Annotated in this window: 19 protein-coding genes; 10 read left to right on the forward strand and 9 right to left on the reverse strand. The window is 68.3% G+C overall.

All coding sequences use genetic code 11. The annotated features are described in order from the left end of the window. The coding region (locus tag ACFQ4H_RS09385) for a hypothetical protein (protein ID WP_377569286.1) at positions 1–556 on the forward strand (556 nt) is incomplete at its 5' end. A 92-nt stretch (positions 557–648) separates the two neighbouring features. On the opposite strand, the gene ACFQ4H_RS09390 is transcribed toward ACFQ4H_RS09385, so the two are convergent. The 3 genes from ACFQ4H_RS09390 to ACFQ4H_RS09400 are packed head-to-tail and all read right to left on the reverse strand — an operon-like array spanning position 649 to position 4312. After that, on the reverse strand, positions 649–1866 hold the full coding sequence (locus ACFQ4H_RS09390; protein WP_377569287.1) for a cytochrome P450: 1218 nt from the start codon (positions 1864–1866) through the stop codon (positions 649–651). Continuing rightward, positions 1863–3575, reverse strand: coding sequence for a non-ribosomal peptide synthetase (locus tag ACFQ4H_RS09395; protein ID WP_377569289.1), 1713 nt, complete (start codon positions 3573–3575; stop codon positions 1863–1865). The genes ACFQ4H_RS09390 and ACFQ4H_RS09395 overlap by 4 nt, the downstream gene beginning before the upstream one ends. Continuing rightward, on the reverse strand, positions 3572–4312 hold the full coding sequence (locus tag ACFQ4H_RS09400) for a hypothetical protein (RefSeq protein ID WP_377569291.1): 741 nt from the start codon (positions 4310–4312) through the stop codon (positions 3572–3574). Before ACFQ4H_RS09400 ends, ACFQ4H_RS09395 begins: the two co-directional genes overlap by 4 nt. 91 nt (positions 4313–4403) lie before the next feature. Between ACFQ4H_RS09400 and ACFQ4H_RS09405 the strand changes: the two genes are divergently transcribed. The 3 genes from ACFQ4H_RS09405 to ACFQ4H_RS09415 all read left to right on the forward strand — a co-directional run bounded on the left by ACFQ4H_RS09405 (position 4404) and on the right by ACFQ4H_RS09415 (position 7875). After that, positions 4404–6071: a condensation domain-containing protein gene (locus tag ACFQ4H_RS09405; RefSeq protein ID WP_377569292.1), complete on the forward strand. Its 1668-nt coding sequence runs from the start codon at positions 4404–4406 to the stop codon at positions 6069–6071. A 179-nt stretch (positions 6072–6250) separates the two neighbouring features. Beyond that, entirely contained in the window at positions 6251–7018 is a 768-nt protein-coding gene (locus ACFQ4H_RS09410) for a hypothetical protein (RefSeq protein WP_377569294.1), read from the forward strand. A 194-nt stretch (positions 7019–7212) separates the two neighbouring features. Then, positions 7213–7875 carry a DUF6882 domain-containing protein gene (locus ACFQ4H_RS09415; RefSeq protein ID WP_377569295.1) on the forward strand — a complete coding sequence of 221 codons (663 nt, stop codon included), beginning with the start codon at positions 7213–7215 and terminating at the stop codon, positions 7873–7875. Between the two features lie 103 nt (positions 7876–7978). Here the strand turns inward: ACFQ4H_RS09415 and ACFQ4H_RS09420 are convergent, their stop codons facing one another. Further along, on the reverse strand, positions 7979–8218 hold the full coding sequence (locus ACFQ4H_RS09420; RefSeq protein ID WP_377569297.1) for a hypervirulence associated TUDOR domain-containing protein: 240 nt from the start codon (positions 8216–8218) through the stop codon (positions 7979–7981). 170 nt (positions 8219–8388) lie between these two features. On the opposite strand from ACFQ4H_RS09420, the gene ACFQ4H_RS09425 reads away from it, so the two are divergent. Next, complete coding sequence (locus ACFQ4H_RS09425; RefSeq protein ID WP_377569299.1) at positions 8389–9276, forward strand: hypothetical protein; 888 nt, start codon at positions 8389–8391, stop codon at positions 9274–9276. Between the two features lie 714 nt (positions 9277–9990). Beyond that, entirely contained in the window at positions 9991–10929 is a 939-nt protein-coding gene (locus ACFQ4H_RS09430) for a DUF1963 domain-containing protein (RefSeq protein ID WP_377569301.1), read from the forward strand. Positions 10930–11153: 224 nt separating this feature from the next. Here the strand turns inward: ACFQ4H_RS09430 and ACFQ4H_RS09435 are convergent, their stop codons facing one another. From ACFQ4H_RS09435 to ACFQ4H_RS09445, 3 genes are all read right to left on the reverse strand, one after another. Beyond that, positions 11154–11549 carry a hypothetical protein gene (locus ACFQ4H_RS09435; RefSeq protein ID WP_377569303.1) on the reverse strand — a complete coding sequence of 132 codons (396 nt, stop codon included), beginning with the start codon at positions 11547–11549 and terminating at the stop codon, positions 11154–11156. A 32-nt stretch (positions 11550–11581) separates the two neighbouring features. Further along, on the reverse strand, positions 11582–13591 hold the full coding sequence (locus ACFQ4H_RS09440) for a hypothetical protein (protein ID WP_377569478.1): 2010 nt from the start codon (positions 13589–13591) through the stop codon (positions 11582–11584). Positions 13592–14038: 447 nt separating this feature from the next. Continuing rightward, a complete protein-coding gene (locus ACFQ4H_RS09445) occupies positions 14039–14890 on the reverse strand; it encodes a DUF5937 family protein (RefSeq protein WP_377569305.1) in 852 nt (283 codons plus the stop codon). A 3-nt stretch (positions 14891–14893) separates the two neighbouring features. On the opposite strand from ACFQ4H_RS09445, the gene ACFQ4H_RS09450 reads away from it, so the two are divergent. Continuing rightward, the gene (locus ACFQ4H_RS09450) at positions 14894–16342 is read left to right on the forward strand and encodes an MFS transporter (RefSeq protein WP_377569307.1); all 1449 of its coding nucleotides are present in this window, start codon (positions 14894–14896) and stop codon (positions 16340–16342) included. Positions 16343–16879: 537 nt separating this feature from the next. On the opposite strand, the gene ACFQ4H_RS09455 is transcribed toward ACFQ4H_RS09450, so the two are convergent. Beyond that, positions 16880–17872, reverse strand: a complete 993-nt coding sequence (locus ACFQ4H_RS09455; RefSeq protein WP_377569480.1) for a DUF1152 domain-containing protein — start codon at positions 17870–17872, stop codon at positions 16880–16882. Positions 17873–18048: 176 nt separating this feature from the next. Between ACFQ4H_RS09455 and ACFQ4H_RS09460 the strand changes: the two genes are divergently transcribed. After that, positions 18049–18546 (forward strand): YcxB family protein, encoded by a 498-nt coding sequence (locus ACFQ4H_RS09460; protein ID WP_377569309.1) that lies wholly within the window; start codon positions 18049–18051, stop codon positions 18544–18546. A 39-nt stretch (positions 18547–18585) separates the two neighbouring features. Here the strand turns inward: ACFQ4H_RS09460 and ACFQ4H_RS09465 are convergent, their stop codons facing one another. Further along, on the reverse strand, positions 18586–19581 hold the full coding sequence (locus ACFQ4H_RS09465) for an RNA polymerase subunit sigma-70 (RefSeq protein WP_377569311.1): 996 nt from the start codon (positions 19579–19581) through the stop codon (positions 18586–18588). Here ACFQ4H_RS09465 and ACFQ4H_RS09470 point away from each other — a divergent pair. Both ACFQ4H_RS09470 and ACFQ4H_RS09475 read left to right on the forward strand, forming a co-directional pair. Next, a complete protein-coding gene (locus ACFQ4H_RS09470) occupies positions 19580–19960 on the forward strand; it encodes a nuclear transport factor 2 family protein (protein WP_377569313.1) in 381 nt (126 codons plus the stop codon). The genes ACFQ4H_RS09465 and ACFQ4H_RS09470 overlap by 2 nt on opposite strands. Further along, on the forward strand, positions 19947–20279 hold the full coding sequence (locus ACFQ4H_RS09475; RefSeq protein ID WP_377569482.1) for a TfoX/Sxy family protein: 333 nt from the start codon (positions 19947–19949) through the stop codon (positions 20277–20279). Before ACFQ4H_RS09470 ends, ACFQ4H_RS09475 begins: the two co-directional genes overlap by 14 nt. Positions 20280–20314: the final 35 nt, after the last annotated feature.

Raw genomic sequence — 20314 nt, forward strand, 5'->3', positions numbered from 1 at the left:
GTCCCCGAGCCACCTGGCGGGGATCGACCGCGCCGGGCGCCTGCCCGCGCTGCTCGACGTGGTCGGCCACAGCGTCGAGCAGGCCATCGGGCAGCAGGACTTCGCGATCGGCCTGCCGGTGACCAGGCGCGCCAGCGCGGCCACCGAGCACCTCGTCGCCTGTCTGATCGACACGGTCAGCGTGCGCCGCCGCCCCGGCACCGCGACCTCGGCCACCGTCGCGGCGGTGTTGCAGCACGCGGATCTGCCGTTCGCCGAGGTGGCGCGGATGAGTCCGCGCGTCGGTGGCGGCCGCAACCCGGTCTACCAGGTCATGGCGGTGCTGCAGGACAGCCCTGAGCCGCAGCTGCTTCTGCCGGGCAGCCAGGTACGGCTCAGCCATGACGCCGAGGCCCATCGTCCGCTGTCCGAACTGATCATCGAGTTCTTCCCCGGCGCCCACAGCCGGCCCCGGTTGCGGATCATGCGCGATCCGGACCGGGTCGGCCACGCGACGATGGCTGCGGTCGTGGCGGGCCTCACCGCCCGGCTGGACACACTGGCCCGCGCGTCCTAGCCGCGACCTTGCCGCCCTGCCCGGCTGGACACTGGCCCGCAGGTCCTAACCACCGACCTCACCGCCCGGCCGGACACACTGGCCCCCCAGTCCTAACCACCGACCTCGACCGGCATCGAGGTGAAACCCAGGATGAAGTTCGACCGCATCCGGATGACCTCGCCGGCCAGCCGCAGCCGCAGCCCGCTGCCGAGCAGCGCCGAGAACGCCTCGGTCATCTCGGCGTCGCCGGTCGGTGCGCCGATACAGCGGTGGCTGCCGCTGCCGAAGGACAGGTGACGGTTGGGGCTGCGCGTGATGTCGAACCGGTCGGGCTGCGCGAACTCGTCCTCGTCGCGGTTGGCCGACGCGTTCCACAGCGTCACCACGTCCCCGGCGGCAATCGTCACGCCCCGCACCTCGACGTCACGCAGCGCGACCCGCTGTACGTAGGCGTTGGCCGAACTCCACCGCAGCACCTCCTCCAGCGCGCCGCGCATCAGCTGCGGCTGCTGGCACAGCCGGTCCCACTGCTGCGGGTGCTCGATGAACGCCAGGATCCCGGCGCAGGTGCTGTGTGATGACGTCTCGTTGCCGCCGACGGCGATGTTCATGCAGTTGTACAGGATCTGCTCGTCGGTGACGGGTCTGCCGTTGATGTCGGCGCGCAGCATCATGCTGATCACGTCGTCGCCCGGCGAGGTGCGCCGCTCCTCCAACAGTTCGGCAAAGAAGCCGAAGATCTCCGCCTGGACCTGGGCCAGCACCAGCCGCTGCTCCTGCGGCGCCGTGCCGACGGCCGACGCGTCGCGGAAACAGATCATGCGGCGGGTCAGGCCCACCAGGTGCAGCGCGTCGGCGCGTCCGATGCCGAACGCGACCATCAGCGCCCCGGCGGGCAGTTCGAGGACGAAGTCGGTGGCGATGTCACAGCCCCCGGCCGCCTTCATCGCGGCGAGCGCCCGGTCGACGAGCTGGCGTACCCGCTCGGCGATGCGGCGGACCATCACCGGGTCGAACGCGGGATGCAGCATGCGCCGCAGCTGGCGGTGCTGCGGCTGGTCGGACGCAACGAGCATCAGCCCCGACGCCGAGTCCTTCTCCCGCTGGAACGACCCTCCCATGATCGCGCCATACGCGGAGCTGAACAGGTCGTGCTGCCGATAGGCGTCCACCACGTCGCCGTACCGGGTCAGCGCCCAGAAGCCGCCGTCGCCGCTCTGGTTCCAGTGCACCGGCGACTCCTGCCGCAGCCGCCGTAGCAGTTCGTGGTGGCGGTTGGCGACGAAGACGTCGGTGTCGGCCAGGTCGATCATGGTTGCCGCCGTCATGCCACGACCTCCGGCTGCGCCTGCTGGTCGAGAAACGCGGCCAGCTCACGCAGCACCGGGCGGGCGAATATGTCGCGGAAGTCCAGCACGACGCCGGTCTGCCGGCGGATACGCTGCTGGGCGCGGAAGGCCATCATCGAGTTTCCGCCGAGCCCGAAGAAGTCGTCGTCGGCACCGACGACCTCCACCGCCAACAGCTCGGCCCAGATCCCGGCCAGCAGCACCTCACCGGGGGTGCTCGGTGGCGCATGCGCCGAGCGCCGCGCCCGCTCGGCCTCGCACAGCCGCTCCAGCGCCTGCCAGTCACGTTTGCCGTGATCGCTGGCGGGCATCTCGGCGACGACGAGGAAAGCACTGGGCACCATGTGCTGCGGCATCAGCTCGGCGGCGTACGCCCGCAGTTCGTCGGGGTGCACCGGGCCGTGCCGGGTGACGACCGCGACCAGCGCGCGGTCCTGCCCGTCGCCGGCGGTGAGCACGGCGACCTCGCGCACCTGCGGATGGCCGCCGAGTACCCGTTCCACCTCGCCGAGCTCGACCCGGTAGCCACGGACCTTGACCTGCCGGTCGGCGCGACCGAGGAACTCCAGCGCCCCGTCGGGGCGCCGGCGGGCCAGGTCGCCGGTGGCATACATTCGCCCGCCGGGCTGGAACGGATCGGGCAGGAAACGTTCGGCGGTCAGGCCGGGGTTGCCGAGGTATCCCCGCCCGACGCCGTGCCCTCCGACGTAGAGCTGCCCGCTCGCATCCGCCGCGACCGGCCGCAGCGCCTCGTCAAGCACATACACCCGGGCCCCGGCCACCGGATGACCGATCGGCACCGACTCCGCCTGCGCGGGCACGTCCACCACGGGGTACGCGGTGCAAGCCGTGGTCGCCTCGGTCGGCCCGTACAGGTTGTGGAACTCTCCGGAGAAGTCACCGGCGAGCAGTTCACGGCAGGTGCCGGGCAGGATGACGTCACCGCCGGTGCACAGCACCCGCAGCGACGAGAAGGCGTCGCGGTCCTCGCGCACGACGTGGTTGACCGCCATGGTCGGCACCAGCATCGCCGTGATCCGGCGCCGACGCAGCTCCTTGCGCAGGTCCGCGGCGAGCATCTCGGGAATCGTGGGCAGTACGACGATCGCGGCACCGTGCGCCACCGCGCACCACAGCTCATAGTGGAAGGCATCGAAGGACAGGCTGGAGATCTGCCCCATCCGGTCGGTGGAACGCAGTGGGGGCAGCGAGCTGTTGCGGGCGAACCCGCACACGTTGCGGTGTTCGAGAACCACGGCCTTGGGCGTGCCGGACGACCCTGAGGTGAACAGGACGCAGGCGGCATGGGCCGGACCGACCTCGACCGCAGGCGGCCCGTCCTCGGCGGCGGCGCGGTCGGGCAGCTCGGCCTCGGTCAGGGTGGTCACCGCCCCGCTGGCCTCGACCATGAGGTCACGCCGGGCGTCGGGATACCGTGGGTCGACGGCCACGTACGCCCCGCCCGCCTTGAGCACGCCCAGGATCGCCGCCAGGACGTCGACCCCGCGCGGCAGGCAGACCGCCACCCGGTCCTCCGGACGCAGCCCGCGCCGGTGCAGGTGCCATGCGATCGTGTTGGCGTACCGGTCGAGTTCGGCATAGCTGAGGGTCACGTCGTCGTGCTGCACGGCGGGCCGGTCACCGTAGCGCCGCACCGCGTCAGCCCACATCAGTACCAGGGTCGTCATCGGGCGTCCTCCCACCGTCGCAGAATCCGCAGCACCGCTTCACGTGCCGAGTCGTCCGCCAGCAGCCCGTTGCGCTCCACGTCCAGACGCACCACACTGGTCGCCGCCGCGCCCGGCCACGGATCGATCACCTGGTGCTCCCGTGATGCCACGTGCACGACTTCGCCGCCCCACGCGGGGAAGTCCGCCCGGCAGGCGGCGACGAGGTGCGTGATCCAGTCCACGTACGCGGTCACGACCGGTTCCGCCACCTCATCCAACTCCTCCCCCTCCAGCCCCGCCCCGTCCGCGAGACCCGCCCGCACCGAGGACCGCACACTGTCGCGTACCAGCGTCAGCACGTCGGCGGTGCGTTCCCGCAGCAGTTCGCGGTCCCACCAGGCCGGCAGCCGTCCGACACCGGTCGCCGTCGGGCGCAGCACCAGCCGCAGCTCGCGCTCGACCGCCTCGGGGGTGGACGGCTCCCCGTCGAGGAGCACCAGCAGCGGGGCGCCGGTGGCCGCGGCCACCTCCTGGGCCAGCGGGGCGGCCATGCAGTACGCGAGCACCGCGTCAGGCGTCGTGTCACGCGGTCCGACAGCCGACAGGGCCGACCGGGCGTACGCCTGGGCCGCGTGATCGGTCGGCAGCGACCGGGACAGCAGGTACACGACGTCATGGCCGGCGTCTTCCAGGCACAACTCGGCCACCTTCGCCTCGGCCCGGTGTCCCGGATAGTCCAGGACGAGAAGATTCATGACTGACCACTCTGGTCGGTGCCTTCACGGCAACCCAGTCGGGAATTTCCCCGACCGCTGCCGCGACCCGGTCTCGGCTAGCCTGCGGCTCATGTACCGCCCGACATCGTACGAGCAGCACGGGATGTGGGTCGCTCAGAACCTGCGCGGCCGGGACAACACGTCGTTCGCCATCCAGCAGGCGTTCCGCCTCCAGGGACCGCTGGACACCGACGCCCTGGCGGCCGCGCTGACGGATCTGGTGGCACGCCACGAGCCGCTGCGCACCACGTTCGCGGTACGGGAGGGCACGCTCGTCCAGGTGGTCGGCACGCCGTTCGCCGTGGCGGTCCCCGTCGAGCCGGTGCCGGTCGGCACTTCGGTCGACGGCGCCCGCTGGGTGCACGACCGGGCCGACGAGATCCACCGCGCCGGCTTCGACCTGCGCACCGGTCCGCTGCTGCGCGCCGAACTGTTCGCCGAGGCTCCCGAGCGGCACACACTGGTGGTCACGCTGCACCACATCGCCGCCGACGGCTGGTCCATGAACCTGTTCTACCGGGACCTCGCCGAGTTCTACGCCGCCCGCGTCCACGGCCGATCCGCGCGGCTGCCCGAGTTGCCCACCACGTACGCCGACTGGGCGCAGAACTGCCGCCGGCGACTGGACGCCGACAGTGAGGAGGCCCTGGCGTACTGGCGTGCGCAACTGCGCGACATCCCGGCCGCGGTGTCGCTGCCGACCGACCGACCGCCGCCGCCCGGGCCCGCTCCGCAGGGTGAACGGGTCAGTGCCGACCTCGACGAAACGGTCATGGCGGCTGTCGCGAGCCTGGCGAAGGCGTCGCGGACGAGTTCGTTCATGGTGCTGCTTGCCGCGTTCGCCACGCTCGCGGCACGCTGGTCCGGGCAGGATGACCAGGTGCTGGGCACGGCCACCGCCAACCGGTCCGATCCGGACACCTACGACCTGGTCGGCTGCTTCGTCGGGGTGCTGCCCATCCGGGTCCGGGTGCGACCGGAACGGTCCTTCGCCGACGTGCTGCAGGCGACCCGGTCGGCGCTGCTGGAGGGCCAGCACCATGAGCTCCCGTACGAGCTGATCGTCCGGGAGTTCCCACGGCCGGCGACGGAACCGGTCTTCCGGATCGGGATTTCCTCCTTCGAAGGGCTGGGCAGCGACGGGCTACGGCTGCCAGGGCTCGACATCTCGGCGCTGCCGGCGCACGTGAAAGACTCCCCGTACGATCTGTCGGTCTCGCTGGCGGTGGCCGATCATCGGGGACGTGTCGACATTGCCTACCCGTTCGCCCTGTTCGACCGGTCGACCATCGACACGCTGCTGGACGCGTACGTCGAGTTGCTGCGGGCCGCCGTCACCGAGCCGGGGCAGACGGTCGGGCGGCTCCCCCTCGCCGGACTGCGACGGGCCACACCCGACCTCCCCACTCCCTCCGTGGACGCACCCGACGTGAACGTGTCCGACGTGAACGTGTCCGACGGTGACGCGCCCGACGGTGACGGCGAGCCACCGGCAGGGCCGATGGAGGAGTTGATCCGTACGGTGTGGACGTCGGCGTTGCAGGCGCACGTCACGTCCCGGCACGACGACTTCTTCCTGCTCGGCGGGAGTTCACTGAGCGCGGTGCAAGTCAGCGCGGAGCTGTCCGACGTGCTCGGTTTCGCCGTGCCGCTGCGCACGGTCTACGAGTACAGCGACCTGTCCGAGCTCGCCGAGCGTCTCGACGAGCTGAGCGCCCGCCATGTTCCTGCCGATTGATCCATCCGCGAGAATTGCCAGCTGACCCCATCCTCGGCCAATCCGCCGGACCCGTTCTGCCCGGCCTGGTCTGCCGACGCTGGTCTGGTCTGCCGACGATTGCAGGTGTTCCACACCCGCTACGGCAAGATCATTGAATTCGGTGGTTGTGGCGCAGAGGAATACCGTACGCTGCGCCGATGCCGTCTCAGCCGCTGCCGCAGGTAGATCAGACCCGCCGCGTCACGAACCTCGCCCCTGCTGGGCGGCGCCGTGTCTTCCGCGTCGCCGCCGGGCTCGTCGCGCTGGCAGCACTGTCCGCCTGCGGCATCCTGCAAGGCGAGACGGTAGAAGACCGGACCTTGTCGTACGACTACTACCCCAGTTACGGCGAGGGATACATGAACCAGCTCCTGTCCATTTCCAATCACACCCAGCAGTCGGTGGTGCCGACGCTGGCCCTGCAGGCGCTGGACACGCACGGCAAGGTGCTGCAGGACGTGTCGGTCACCACCGTCTTCGGCAGCGACAGGGGCAAGGTGGTCGTGCTGCCCAACGGGGCCACCGACGTACTGATCTTCAATGGTGCGAACCTGGAGCGCGTGGCGGATGTCCGCGTCGTCGCCCGACAGATGGAGGTCATCGAGTTCCCTCGGGCAGAGGTCGATGTCCGTACCGAGCCACTCGACGCAGCGGGCCGGTCCGTGACGAGGAACGATCTCTTCAAGTCCGTTGTGCTGTACAACGACAACCCTGCACCGGTGACGGTCCGCCTCGTATACATCGTCTGGGACGTACCGTTGCCTGATCGCACCCAGCAGGCCCAGCAGGTGGTGCCGGTCGGTGACCTGATCTCGGTGCCCGGCAAAGGGTCGGTCACGGTACCGATGGACGGCGAGGCTGGAGCGGTGATTGAGAGGACCGCCGGCTACGCCCCCGCCAGCATCAAGGTGTACTTCTCCCGTTAGCGTTCCCGCACTGAGCACGGTCTGGCGGAACCGGTCGCCCGAATTCTCCTTACTTCGAGGCTCGCGCTCCGTCCCGCGCTGCAACACGAACTGATCACCGACAACACCGGCGGACCACGCACCCGCGTCGCCGCCGCGATCCGCCGACACGTGCTCGACATCGAGGCGCTTCCGCGGTCTGGCACACTGTGGCGATGTCCCTGTTCAACCGACTCTTCGCCGAGCATGTCGCCACCGGGCTAGCCCGCCAAATGGCGCTAGGCGACCTGATCGGCAAGCGTGGCTGGCAACTCGACCTGGCCAGCGGCACCGTGACGTTCGGGGACGACCTGCGGTATCACATCCAACTCCTTGGCACGGAGAGCCACGACGACGGCAGTTGGCTGTGGGCATGGGCCAACGAGGCAAGCAACCTCCCGCCGGCGCTGCTGCATCTGTCCGGCTGGCTTCGCGAGTACGGTCACCGCCAGGGAGTTGCCGAGTTCACCGAGCCCACGTTCCCGCTTCGGCGCGCAGACGGTCACCGCCTCGCCCTGCTGGCCTCTGGCCTGACCGGCCGCTGTTACTACCGCGGCCCGTACCCCGGCGGTGCGGTCTTCTTTCACCTCGACGACGCCCCGCCGCAGATCACCGCGCCGATCCGGCCGGAGCGCGCGCTAAGCGTCCTGGGTCAGGTCATTCAGGGTTTCCCGGTGGACCACCGCGTCGCCGTGGAGTCGTTCCTGCACCAGCAGTCGTGGCGCCTGGAACCGGCGCCCATGTCGGTGACCGCGCACCATGGCGACGGATCCACCCTGCGCATCGACTTCGACGCCCTGGGCCGCGTCAGCAACATGTCCGGCGCGGTCAGCCCGTAGCCCGGGGTCGTCTCATGGGTTCGGGCTCTGTCGGCCAGGCCGCCTCGCTGGCCCTCGTGTACGTACTGGCACAGGCTGGACCGAGGGTTGCTCCTCGCTGTCCTCAGGTGTCCCGGCCGTCTGCACTTCGCTCACGGCGTAGCGCCTCCGGCCGGTGTGCGACGTCTCTACCAGAGTCGTCGTTGCGGATCCGGTACTGCGGGTGCTCCAGTGACGCGTTGACCGGGTGCCCCCGGACCTTCACGCGTTCGGTGATTTCCTCCTTGACGATCCCGTATGCCCGACCGGAATGGCTGGCCCACGAGACGTGGTCACCCTTGCGGAATTTGTCACCCTTAGCCATGTTGCTGGGTTACCCGCGGCCCGCACCCCGAAACGACCGGGCGATGGGCTGGCCCGCGCTCTCCGGCCGTGCCCATCCCCCTGATGATGACGCCTGGAATGTCACCCGTGCCGGCCTTGCCGGGAGGCGTTCTGGGAGTCGGGAGGCTGCCCGCCCGTACGATCTCGGCCGTGCATACCACTCCGCAGGCCCCGATCGACATGGACGCGGTCTTCCCACAGTTGCGTGCGTATGCACGGACCACCACCCGGCTGCATCCACGACAGGGCTCGCCATCGGTCGAGCAGAGCTCCGTCGGCGGACCACTGCTGTGGCCAGCGAACGAGCCCTGGCCGACCTGCGACGGTAGCGGCCTGGACGATCATCCAGCTGAGACTGCGGTGCCGCTCGTGCCGGTCCTGCAACTGTTCGCCGACGACGTGTCCGACCTGCCATTCCCAGAGGACTCGGACGTGTTGCAGGTGTTGTGGTGCCCGTTCGACCATGCTCCCTGGAACTCTCCGCTTCCACGCTTGCGCTGGCGGCGGCGATCGGCGATCGACCCCCGGCTGACGACGACGCCGGCACCGCACGTGGACGCCGAGGCATGGTACGTACCCGACGCGTGCCTCATCGATCCCGAGCGGGTGACCGAGTACCCGTCGTACGACCTGCCGGACGAGGTGTGGTCGCAGATCCGGGAAGCGGCACGCCGGGTCGAGGCTGACCACGGCTGGGAGTACGACACCGACCTGGCAGTCGCCTCCGGGAGCAAGGTCGGTGGCTACCCCGGCTGGACGCAGTCGCCTGATTGGCCGGTTTGCATTTGCGGGGTTCGGATGGAGCATCTGCTCACCATCGCCACCTGGGAGTTCAGCCGGGGCGACGAGCAACGTTGGGTCCCGCTGGAGGACCGGCCCGCAATGCTCGGCTGGGGCTTCGACAGCCCGGATGACCATCCATGGCGATCGCTTCAGAACCCGTCAGGATTGATGCTCGGCGACGCCGGAGGCAGCTACATCTTCGTCTGCACATCATGTCCAGGGCGTCCCTACGACCACCGATTCGACTGCTCCTGATCCGACAGGAATCACCGACGACAGCCAAACCGACATCCGCATCTGGCCGGGTGTAGGTTCTCATCGCCGATGACGGATTCTCACGATCTTGGCGGGCGCTTTGGCAGGTCCGCCAAGATCACGAGAACCTATGGGCCATGGCGTCGAACTCCTGGATGTCAAGTAAGCACCATGTAGGGCGCGCCAGAAGGCGATGTCGCCTGGTCGGGCGAGCATGTCGAGGTTCGGTACCGGCGAGCGGATGATGCGTTCGCCGAAACGACCCTGGGTCGCGTATCCGTGGATCTGTTGATCATCGGGCTGCCGGTCCGGGCGCCCGGCTGCTGTTCGACGGCGAGGTCGTGGAGGTCTTCGCCGTGGAGGGCACCCGGGTGACTCTGCGCACGGTACGCACCGACGGTATGCAGACCGTCGGGTTGACCCACCTGGTCACTACGGCCCGCTGCGTGGTGGAGCCACCCGGCAAGAACGTCGTGGTGGGTGTGGTGCTGGTCGGGCTGACTGCAAAACAGCGCGAACAGGTGGCGCAGCGGGCCGAGCACGTGCGGGAGGTACTGACCGGGGTCAGCAGCGGTCGGGCTGACCGGGCAGCGCCGGGTCAGCCGGACCTGCGGTTCGCTGAGCAGGTGCCGTTGCAGCAGCGTTATGTGAGCAAGGCGGCGCAGCTGGGGTGGGGCTACGCAGGGTGGAGCGGTAGGTCGCCGGCTGCGGGCCGTGGGGCACCCGGTCGCCGGGCTCGCCCCCGTGGCACCATGTTGCGCCATGGATCATCAGGGGCAGCTTCGTCGTGCAGCGCTCGCCTTGGGCATCCCGGACGACGAGATCAGCAGGTTCACCAAGCACCTCCGTTTGTCGATCCGGTTGAGCGGAGGATCCAGCGGTGTTCCGGTCGGGCAGTTCGGTGGGCTGCCCCGGCTGCCGGTGGGCATGGACTGGCCGTCCGACGGGGTCAGTCCGTTGCCGTTCATCTTCTCGGTCGACTGTGCGGCGCTGCCAAGAGTCGACGGCTTCGGCCTGCCGGCAGACGGCTCGCTGCTGTTCTTCCTAAACCACGAGCAGGCCGCTGCCACCGGGGAGCGGAGGTACGGGCGAGTCGTGTATGTGCCGGCCGGCACCGATACCGAGGTGGCGACAGGATCCACCGACCACGCGTTCGTCGACATGCAGTACGACGTCGGCGCCACGCTGCGCCCGGAGTTCCCTGACTGGTTCGGGGCGGACGAAAACAACGAGGACGAGGAGGACGAGGACGACCTGTCGCCCTTCCAGCAGCAGTTGGCCCGTGACCTCGAGCGTGACCTGCCGCACCTTGACGAACTCTGTGCTCTGGCCAACGATCTCTGGCCGCCTGACAACGGGTACGCCAGCGCCTATATCGGCGGGTATGCCGACGAGGAGGTAATCAAGAGTATTGCGGAGCAGACCCTCGCGTGGCGCGAGAAGACCGGCGAGATCGTCATCCCGGTCGCGAAATGGTATTCCCATGTGGAAAAGGAGACGCACCGGCTGACGATGGAGTGGGTGTCGCTCGCCCGCTTTCCCGTAGACAACGAGTTCTATTACCGGAGCGACGGGAGTTTCGTGATCCGTCACGACGACCTGGCCGCTGGTCGGCTGGACGAGGCGCTTTCCGTGGCTGAGTTGATCCCATAGAACACCGGCGGCGCCGGATACGGCCACGATCTGCGTTGCCGGCAACGCCGACGCCAGATGCTGGGCATCCGCTGTTGCCGATGAGCGGCGTCGCGCTCGCTGTCGTACCGATGTGAGTTCGCCGAGAAGTGGCCGTGGGTGCCGGCCTGGTCGCACAAGTCTTGCATGCGACCGTACTTCTCGGCGACGTGCGGGCTGCCGGCAGACGCTGGATTGTCAGCGGGCTACAGGTTGTTGATTCGGGCCAGCAGCTCTGCCTCGGTCAGGCTTTCCAGGACCGCGTCCTGCTTGCGGCCCAGGACTGCCAGCAGCTTTTCCTTCTCCAGTTTCTTGGCTGCCGCTGCCTTCGCCGCCTGGTCCTCCGCGAGGCGGATGGCGATGACGTGCTTGACGACCTCCAACTTGGTCTCCAAGATTGCCTTGGCCGGATTGGTCTCGGTGGCCACGAACGACTCGGTGTCGATGGCCTTGAGTTCGGCGTTGACCGCCTTGGCCACGTCATCGAGGCTGAAGCCGGACTTGGCGGTCAGCGGAAGCTCCCACAGCTGTTCCGTGGTCAGCAGTCCCTTGGCCGACGGGTAGCGGAATTTCTCCCGCGTGGCCTTTTCAAAAATGGTCACGATGGCCTCTCTCAGATTTTCTGGGTAGGAAATCAGAACTGGATACTGATGAGGTGGCGCCGGCCGTCGGTCATGGTCACCTTGGCGACCACAGAGCTGCGGACCGTGGAGCTGAAGCCGAGGCCGGACAGCTGATCCGGGGACGGCTCGCACTTGGTGCGATCGCCGAGAACCTCGAACACCTTGCGGTGCGGTTGCAGGTCGCCGCGGAGGAACTCGTTGTAGATTCCCCGGGTCGGCTGGTCGTTCACGCACCCTTTCAGGATGAAGAGGTAGTGGCGGTTGCCGACCTCGCCGTCGTCGAAGTAGTTCGGCGAGTACATGATGGTGGACACCGGCACGAACTGTTCGGTGGTGATTCCCCACAGGTCCTTGCCTGCGCTGCCCGGCTGCATGTCCTTACCCGGCCGGAAAGCGGTGATCACCTCGTCGGCGACCGTCATCCGGCCCACCTCGACGGTCTCCTTGTGGCCGACCGCCCGCTCGTGGCGGTAATGCTCGATCTTCCCGTTGCTCTCGGTCTCGATCACGAAGCCGACCTCGGTGCTTTCCCGCTTGTTGAACTGGTTCACCTCGATCCGGTACTCCCCGTCGGGGACGTTGTCGGTCCAGGTAACGTTCTCCACCGGCTCGCGCGAGAACGTCCCGCCCGCGTTCATGTCCACGTCCAGCTTGTTGCGTTTGTCCTTGTACCAGATGTGGTCGCCGTTGGGTTCGAACACGTGCAGGTCGAGGTCGTCGTGGTTGAACCAGGACAGGCTCACCCGCAGCTTGCCGGTGACGTTGCCGCCGGCCCGCTTGACCTTCTCCTTGATCGAGTCGGTGACGTTGCCGTTGTAGGACCAGCCGAAATCGTTGTCCCAGGTGAACAGCCGCGGGGCGGCCGGGTGCCGGCCGGTGGTGAGACTTACGAAGTTTGGCTCGTGGCTGTTGGCGACCCACAGGTCGATGGTCGCGGCGCCAGGCAGGATGTCTTTCATGAAGGTGACCACGGGAATCTCCTCCGGCTTCGCGTCACGAAGGCGCGCACCTGCCGACCTCATGGTGGCCGCCTGCATGAGCAGCCCTTCGATGCCGTCCTTCATTCGCGACTGTGTGTCGTTGTCGACCCATAGCACGTTGGTGACCGACACGTCGGACAGCCGGGCGAACCGTCGCTGCAACGACTCCTCGATGCCCAACTCGTCGATGGTCTTCATGGCAGCCTTGACCATGGCCGGGGTGATCAACGCCGTGGGGCGCTGGTAATTCTGCGGTGCCACCTTCGTCTCGAACGACCGGACCGCCTGCTCCAGGTCGACGCCCGCGGAGAGATCCTGGACGAGGGTGCCGATCACCGTGTTGCGGAACCGGGCCGCCGGATTCATGGCGTTGGCGAAAATGAAGGCCTGTCCGTCGGTCGCCTTCGTCCACCGGTTCTGCAGTGACCGGAACTCGGTCACCGCCCGACGATGCTCCGTGCCGCGGTAGAGGGCGTTGTCGTCGATGAGGTCGACGACGGTGTCCAGAGCGTGCTGGGTCAGCTCGGCCAGGCCACGCTGGAACACCTGCACCGCGGCGTCGAAGGTGCCCCGTGCCGCGCCGACGTCTTTGATGCGATGCCGCTTCTCCACCCGGCCGTGCAGGTGGTGCCACACCTCGACCTGGCCGTCGCGCAGCGTCCGGGTCGTCCTCGTCCCGTACTGCGCCTCGGTGGACCGGAAGATGGTGGACAACGGCAGCGTGCTGACGAATTCGTCCATTGCGGCGGCGACGACGGAGAAGACCGGGTCGGATGCAGACACCCCGGACCAGACGGAGCGAACCTGTCCGTTGTGGATCTCGACGACGTTACCGAAGTTCTTGATAAACCCGCGGCAGGTCGAGCAGTCGTACTCGGACCGCTCACGGAACCGGAGATTGGTGCCGGCGGGGAAGGATTCGAGAAAGGTGAGCCAGAGTGAGTCCCGGTCGAGACCGTCGCCGACGACGTACAACTCGCCCTTGGACATCGTGGACAGACGTACAGTCACGTCCGTCACGAACTGCTGGAAATCACCCACCGTGTCATCCTCCTTGGTCACCGGAGATCCTATGGAGTGCCTGCAATCGGAGAAACGCATTTCCGGCTGTCCGCACGGTCACGGACGGGCGCCGGTGGCCGGCGGTCAGTCGACCGGATTCGCGTACGGCGGTAGGGTGCCGAGATCGCGAGGGTCGCCTGAGACCTGACCCGAGTAGCCGATCCCAAACAACTTCTCAAGCACGCCAGGCTCGCACCGAGGGACCGTGTGAACGTGCGCTTGATCAGGTGCTCGCTCATGCCGCGGACCGAGCGCCACGGAGCATGGCCCGCCGGCACGGGATGAAGACATCCGGACGTGTTGATGAGTGGGTGTTCGACCTTGGCGGTGAGTGTCCTGGGTGGCTGCGTCGTGGGCGCCTGACCGACTTTGGGACGTCGGGTTGGGTGAGATCGCCTGGGCCGCGTTGCTGGTGTATCGGCCGGATCAGTTGCCAAGGAGCGCGTTGCCTCGTGGGGTACGTACGTAGAAGACCAGGCGCCCGGCTCGCTGCCGAGTGACCAGGCCAGCGGTCACGAGCCGCGAGAGGTGGGCCGAGACTCCGCTTGGGGTCAGCCCGGTGCGGCGGGCCAGCGCCGTTGTCGTCGACGGGGTCGTCAGCTCGACCAGCAGGGTTGCGCGAGCCTGGCCGATCACCGGGGCGAGATCGGCCGCGGGCGGGTCGCTGTGCCACATCGAGCCTATGCCGCGAGTGGGATATCGCAGCACCGGAGCCCAGGGCTCGGACGCCTTGACGAAGACGTTCGGCCACGCGAACAGCGACGGCACGAGCACCAGACCGCGACCGCCGAGTTCGTAGTCCCGGTCCAGATCGGGTCGGTCCACCGACAGGATGTCGTTCGACCACGAGATCGCGGGATTGAGTTCGGGGAACATCCGGTGCGGGCCGTCGTCCGCCAGCCGCCGCGCCCGAAACATCACGTCGCTCTCCAGGATCCCGCGGATCCGCCCCCAGTATGGCGCCAGCGTGAGGCCCCAGTAGGTCCGCATCTGGCCCACGATCACCGGCAGGGTACGGCGCGGCGCGCGGCGCAGGTCCGACAGCGAGGCAGGCAGCCGGTCGCCGTACACCGTCTCCAGTTCCTCGCGCACAACCGCCGCCGGCGTCTCCCGCACCGCCGCGAACTCCGCCTCGGGCTCGGCGACAGGTGAGTGCGGCGCCGGCGCGAGGAAGCCCGGCAGGTGCCGCTGCGGTGCGATCACCAGGTCGCGCAGCTGACGCAGGCCGGGTGAGGCCAGCACCGCGGCCCGGTGTTGGGTCACCCATGGCAGGTGCACGGCGTGCGCACCGGGATCGCGGAGTACGCGCAGACTCGCGACGACCTCCCAGGCGGGGGAGATCGCGAACCTGACACTCGCGAGATCGGCCAGGGACAACGACATCCGCAGCATCAGATCGGCTCCACGAGGATTCACTCTAGTCTGAATCGTTGGCGTGCGGGGGCGGCCGGCTCCGAAGGTGCGGGCATGTCGATCCAGCACGCGCCCCGTCGTGGGCATGACACAGCCCAGGCCCTGTCCCGCGACTTCACTCGCTACCTCGTTGCCGCGGTGGCGGCGAAATGGGGCTTCAACATCGCCAAGGTGGCCATTCCGCTCGTCGCGATCGCGTCGCTCGGCGCTGGTCCGGGCGCGGCGGGTTCGCTGGCCGCTGCGGGCACTGCTCCGTTCCTGCTACTCGGGCTGCCGGCCGGCGCGTGGCTCGACCGGGTTGCTCGTCGCCCAGTCATGATCGCCATGGATCTGACCCGGTTCGTGCTGATCGGCTCGGTACCGGTCGCTGCCGCGGCTTCCGCACTGACCATGACCCAGTTGTGGGTGGTGGTGTTCCTCAACGGCGTCGCGACCGTCTTCTTCGACGTCGCGATGCAGAGCCACCTGCCGGACCTTGTCGGGGGTGGGGACGGCCGACGCCTGGTCGCAGCCAATGGACGGTTGGGCATCGTGGACCAGATGGCGTTGATCGGCGGCCCCGCGCTGGCCGGCTGGCTGATCGGCCTGTCGACAGCGGCGGCGGTTCTGGTCGCGACGGCACTGGGCTACCTGTGGTCGGCGCTGTGGATCCGCCGCATCCAGCGGCCGGAGCCGCGCCCGGTTGACCTCGTACGACGCTCGCTCGCGGCCGAGGTGCGGGAAGGCCTGTCGTTCGTCCGGCGCAACCACACCCTGCGTGCGATCGCCGTCGCCGGCGCGCTGGTGAACTTCGCGACCGCAGGCACGGTCGCGATGCTGCCGCTTCTCCTGGTTCAGCAACTGCACTGGTCGGAGAGCCAACTGGGCCTCTTCCTCGGTGCCGGCGGAATCGGTGGGCTGCTCGGGGCGTTCTGTGCGCAGCGGTTGTCGAGGGTCCTCGGCGTTGGCCGCTCGGTGCTTGCGATCGGGCTGGCCGTCGCCCCCGTCTCGCTCGTGCTGCCGCTCGTCGGTCAACCCGTTCCTGGACTGGTCGCCGCGCTCGCGTGGGCGCTGGTGATCTTCAAGGTCGGCTTCGACAGCGTGGTTCTGATGTCGTTCCGCCAGCACGTCACGCCGTCACGACTCCTGGGACGCGTCAACGGCACCCTGCGCGTGATGTTCAGTGGCGCGCTCACGCTCGGCGCGGCAACGGCGGCACTCGTCGGTGACTACGCCGGCCCGCGCGCTGCCACCTTCGTCGCCTGCGCCGCACTCACGCTGGTGTGGGTGCCGATCCTGCGCTCCCCGATACGCCACCAGACCCTCGACGCATCCTGAACAACTGCAGCCCGGCCCAGCCAGAGAACAAGATCGAGTGCACTTTTCTGCCGCGTTCCGGGCGCGCATGCGTCTGCGATGGGGTAACCGAGCGTAGCCGGACGGAGTAACTCCGCCTGAATGGCGAGGGGAACGCGGGTCGGCCATCCTGGGCTCCGTCGTCATGTGGGCCTTTGTACGTAACGACGTACCACCCATGCAGTCTGATCTATACGCCGACAAGTGCGGACCATGCAGGCGTTCCGCTCAGCAGTAACGCACCCGACAACCGTAACGGACACGCCGCCGCCAACCGCCGTGCGGACGGTCAACCGTGCGCTCCACAACCTCCGCGCCGGAACACGGCCAGACCAAGATCACGAGGATTCCGCCAGACCGATGAGAAAACACCACCGACACAACGGCGAGAACGCCGACTCAACCCCAGCTCGTCGAAGCAGGCTCCGCCATCTTCAACGCGAACCTACACCGGGCTGCGGTCGTAGGTCCGGTGAAACGGTCGTAGGTCCAGTGAACAAGTAGCCGCCGTCCGGATGTTCAGTGGGGAAACGCACGGGGGATGCGTGCGGTGCGGAGTTCGTCGCGGAACGCTTGGATGCGCGTGATGACCTGTCGCCTGCCGATGGTGTTCTCGATGCGGTCAAGGTACAGGCATCGGGCGGCGAGTTTGTCGAGGTCGACGGTGAAGTAGATCGCCATCAGCGGGTTGACGAACAGGTCGCCACCGCCGGTGCGTCTGGTGAACCGGATGTCTCCGAACGCGCCGCCGGTGGCGGCGGCGATCTGCCCCTGGACGATGCTCGGCCGGTCCGGGGTGGCGGCCTGGGCGTCGGCGACAGCATCGCGGTACAGCACCGCCTCCCGGCTGGCACCGGGGATGGACAGGGCACCGAGGTACCCGCCGTCGCGGTCGAGTGCGGCGAGGTTCTCCAGCACCTGCACGTGGTTGACGCCGTCGTAGGCGTCGATGCCGAAGCCGAGACTGGTCACCAGCTTGACCGGCACGTCCAGCGCGGCCACGGCAGCCAGGCTGGTGATGTCCTCCACCGGGGTGCCGAGATCGCTCTCGTCGCCGCGCAGCAGGACGTCCGTGCCGCCATCGACCAGCACCACCGCATCGATGTCGAGCTGTTCGACCAGATACCGGTACGCCGCCCGTAACGGCTGGACACCGAGCGGCGGAAAGGCGTACACGGTCGACGGCAGTTCGTGGGCCGCCAGCCACCGGGCGAGCGTCCGTTCGGGAAAGTACCAGTCCGGGCTGCCGGTGTCCGGCTGCACCGCCGCGACGTGCTCCGCTACCCAGGCGTCCCGGTCGAGCAACTCAAGCTCGGAGAAGGACAGGCTGGCCAGGTGCACCTGTGCGCCGCCGCCCGACAGGGCGAACGCCAGGGGCAGGCCGGCGTACACGTCGAACCCCCCGCCCGCGCCGGCGATGAGCACGCTCCGCGCCGGAGCCAGCGCGGCGAACAGCGGCGGAACGGCCAACGAGAACACACCGGGGTCGGCCGGCAGCACGGCGGTTTCCATCACCGCTCAATGATCTGCCACGCCCATGCGGTCAAGCCACTGTGGTCCACCGCTACCGGCGACAGCGATCAGGTGTACGCGCATGCCGCCGACAACGGGCACTCCCCCGACGATCCGGCCAGCGGGACGCGCGTCAGGCGCTGCCCGGGGGCGGCTGGGGGCACTATCGTTCTGGCGTGCACATCCGTTTTGACGTTCCAGCCGATCCCGCCTACCCAGGCCGGGTGGCCGCTGCGCTCAGCAGGGTTCGCCTGCGCAAGTACGGTTATGTCGGCGCGGTGCTGGTGGCGGCCGGGGCGATCGGTTTCGCCGTCTCGCGGGGGGTCGCGTGGGGCGACCAGATCTTGCCGCTGTGCATGGCGATGGTCGTGGGTGGCCTGCTGTCGATGCTGTACTCACCGTGGGTGCGGTTACGCGCCCGGCACCGCTCCGGTCGCTACGCTGTCGAGGGCGCCTACGACATCACCGACGACAACATCATGATGCGCAGCGGCTCGGAGTCCGGCGGCATCGCCTGGGACGGGGTCACCCAGGTAAGGGACACCCCCGAGTTCTGGATCGTGTACGTCGGCCGGATGCCGGCGACCGTGATCCCACGCCGCTTGATGTCCGCCGAGGACACCGAGACGTTGCGAGCCTTTATGACCAAACGTGGGCTGCTCCAGCTTCGGTGAACTCATTTGCCGACGCGAGGGGCCGTCAGGCCACCGGGATCAGATGTCGTGGAGGAACAGGGTCATACCGCTCAGGCGGTCCCCGGTCAGCGTGAGCACCATCAGCCCGCCGGGTCGCTCGTCCGTGTCGTCGACGAGGTGACAGGTGAACGCCGGCTGTCCGTTCGCGCGGATCGGGCGCAGCTCCATCCGCAGCCCCTCACGGACGCGCCAGGCGACACTGGCCCGCAGGAACGACATGATCGCCGCCACACCGTGGTACTCGTGCGGCGCGGGCGGCATGGCCAGCCACGCCCTGTCGGTGAGCAGACTGACCAGGGTGTCGATATCGCCGCCCGCGAAGGCCTCGGAGAAGCGCTCGACCACCTGACGTTCACGCGCCGACCCGGGCGCGGGTGGCGCCTCACGAGCGGGTTCGCGGTGCCGTTCGATCGCGCGGCGTGCTCGCTGCAGTTGACCTTTGATGGCGGTCGGTGTGGTGCCCAGCATCGGCGCGACCTCACCGAGTGGATATCCGAGCACGTCGCAGAGCACGAGCACGGCGGCCTGCCGCGGTGTGAGTCGCTGTAGCGCGGCGATGAACGCCAGTTCGATCGCCTCCCGAGCGGTGTAGCGCGCCTCGGGATTGGGATCTGTGTCGGGCGTGTGCGCCAGGAGCGCGTCGGGGTACGGCTGCAACCAGGTCACGTGACTGCGGTGGCTGGGCTCGGGAGGCTGGAACGGCGGCTGCGGCTCGGGTGGGATGCGTCGGCCACGGTCTCGCAGCGCGTTGAGGCAGCGGTTGGTGGCGATCCGGTACAGCCAGGACCGCAACGAGGCGCGGCCCTCAAATCCGTCCAGGCCACGCCAGGCCGCCAGCAGCGCCTCCTGCAGTACGTCCTCGGCATCGGTCACCGAGCCCAGCAGGCGGTAGCAGTGCACCAGCAACTCCCGCCGGTGCTCCTCCACTGCCTCTTCGAAGGTGACCTGCGCCACAGTCGTTCCGTTCCTCGTGTCGTCGGTGTCAGAACCAGCAACACCGGAAGGAGAGATCATGACCAGCCCAGCATTGCAGATCGCCTTGGCCTACCACCGTGCGTGGACCGGCAAGGACCTCGAAGCGGCGATGGCCTTCATCGCGGACGACATTGTGCTCGACGCACCAGCCGGACGCCTCACCGGCATCCAGGCCTACCGTCAATTTCTCGGACCGTTCGCGGAACAGTTCCTGATCCGCGCGGAGATGATCGCCGGGTTCGGGGACGACAGTACGGCCCTGCTCATGTACGACACCGAAACCATCCCCGCCAAGAGTGCACCGGCAGCCGAGTACCTCACGGTCCGGGACGGAAAGATCGTCTACAACCGGTTCATCTTCGACCGTCTGCCGTTCGAAGAGTTCCAACGTCGGCAGGCCGGTGATGGGGTTCGATAAGAAACTGGCCGACCGGGTACGGGAGGTCATCGGCGACCAGCCGGGGGTGACCGAGAAGCGGATGTTCGGCGGGCTCGCCTGGCTGGTGCACGGCCACATGGCCGTCGCAGCCCTGAACGGAGGCGGCCTGATGGTGCGGGTCGCCCGGGATGACCACCAGGAGATGCTCGCCGAACCCGGTGCCGCCACGATGGTCATGGGCGGGCGGCCCCTGCGAGGCTGGATCACCGTCGCCGAGCAGGGATCCGCCACCCGCCCGGACCTGGCCACCTGGGTGCGCCGCGGGCTGACCTACACGTTGACGTTGTCGGGTCGATAGGCCGTCAGCTCATACCGCCGGTACGGTACCGGCGG

Source organism: Micromonospora sonneratiae, assembly GCF_042679305.1.
Lineage (GTDB): Bacteria > Actinomycetota > Actinomycetes > Mycobacteriales > Micromonosporaceae > Micromonospora_H > Micromonospora_H sonneratiae.

What these genes read in the sequence shown, in the direction of transcription:
- ACFQ4H_RS09390 (WP_377569287.1), bottom strand. Translation starts at nt 1,866, where the DNA reads ATGACGGCGGCAACCATGATCGACCTGGCCGACACCGACGTCTTCGTC.
- ACFQ4H_RS09395 (WP_377569289.1), bottom strand. Translation starts at nt 3,575, where the DNA reads ATGACGACCCTGGTACTGATGTGGGCTGACGCGGTGCGGCGCTACGGT.
- ACFQ4H_RS09400 (WP_377569291.1), bottom strand. Translation starts at nt 4,312, where the DNA reads ATGAATCTTCTCGTCCTGGACTATCCGGGACACCGGGCCGAGGCGAAG.
- ACFQ4H_RS09405 (WP_377569292.1), top strand. Translation starts at nt 4,404, where the DNA reads ATGTACCGCCCGACATCGTACGAGCAGCACGGGATGTGGGTCGCTCAG.
- ACFQ4H_RS09410 (WP_377569294.1), top strand. Translation starts at nt 6,251, where the DNA reads ATGCCGTCTCAGCCGCTGCCGCAGGTAGATCAGACCCGCCGCGTCACG.
- ACFQ4H_RS09415 (WP_377569295.1), top strand. Translation starts at nt 7,213, where the DNA reads ATGTCCCTGTTCAACCGACTCTTCGCCGAGCATGTCGCCACCGGGCTA.
- ACFQ4H_RS09420 (WP_377569297.1), bottom strand. Translation starts at nt 8,218, where the DNA reads ATGGCTAAGGGTGACAAATTCCGCAAGGGTGACCACGTCTCGTGGGCC.
- ACFQ4H_RS09455 (WP_377569480.1), bottom strand. Translation starts at nt 17,872, where the DNA reads ATGGAAACCGCCGTGCTGCCGGCCGACCCCGGTGTGTTCTCGTTGGCC.
- ACFQ4H_RS09470 (WP_377569313.1), top strand. Translation starts at nt 19,580, where the DNA reads ATGACCAGCCCAGCATTGCAGATCGCCTTGGCCTACCACCGTGCGTGG.
- ACFQ4H_RS09465 (WP_377569311.1), bottom strand. Translation starts at nt 19,581, where the DNA reads ATGATCTCTCCTTCCGGTGTTGCTGGTTCTGACACCGACGACACGAGG.
- ACFQ4H_RS09475 (WP_377569482.1), top strand. Translation starts at nt 19,947, where the DNA reads ATGGGGTTCGATAAGAAACTGGCCGACCGGGTACGGGAGGTCATCGGC.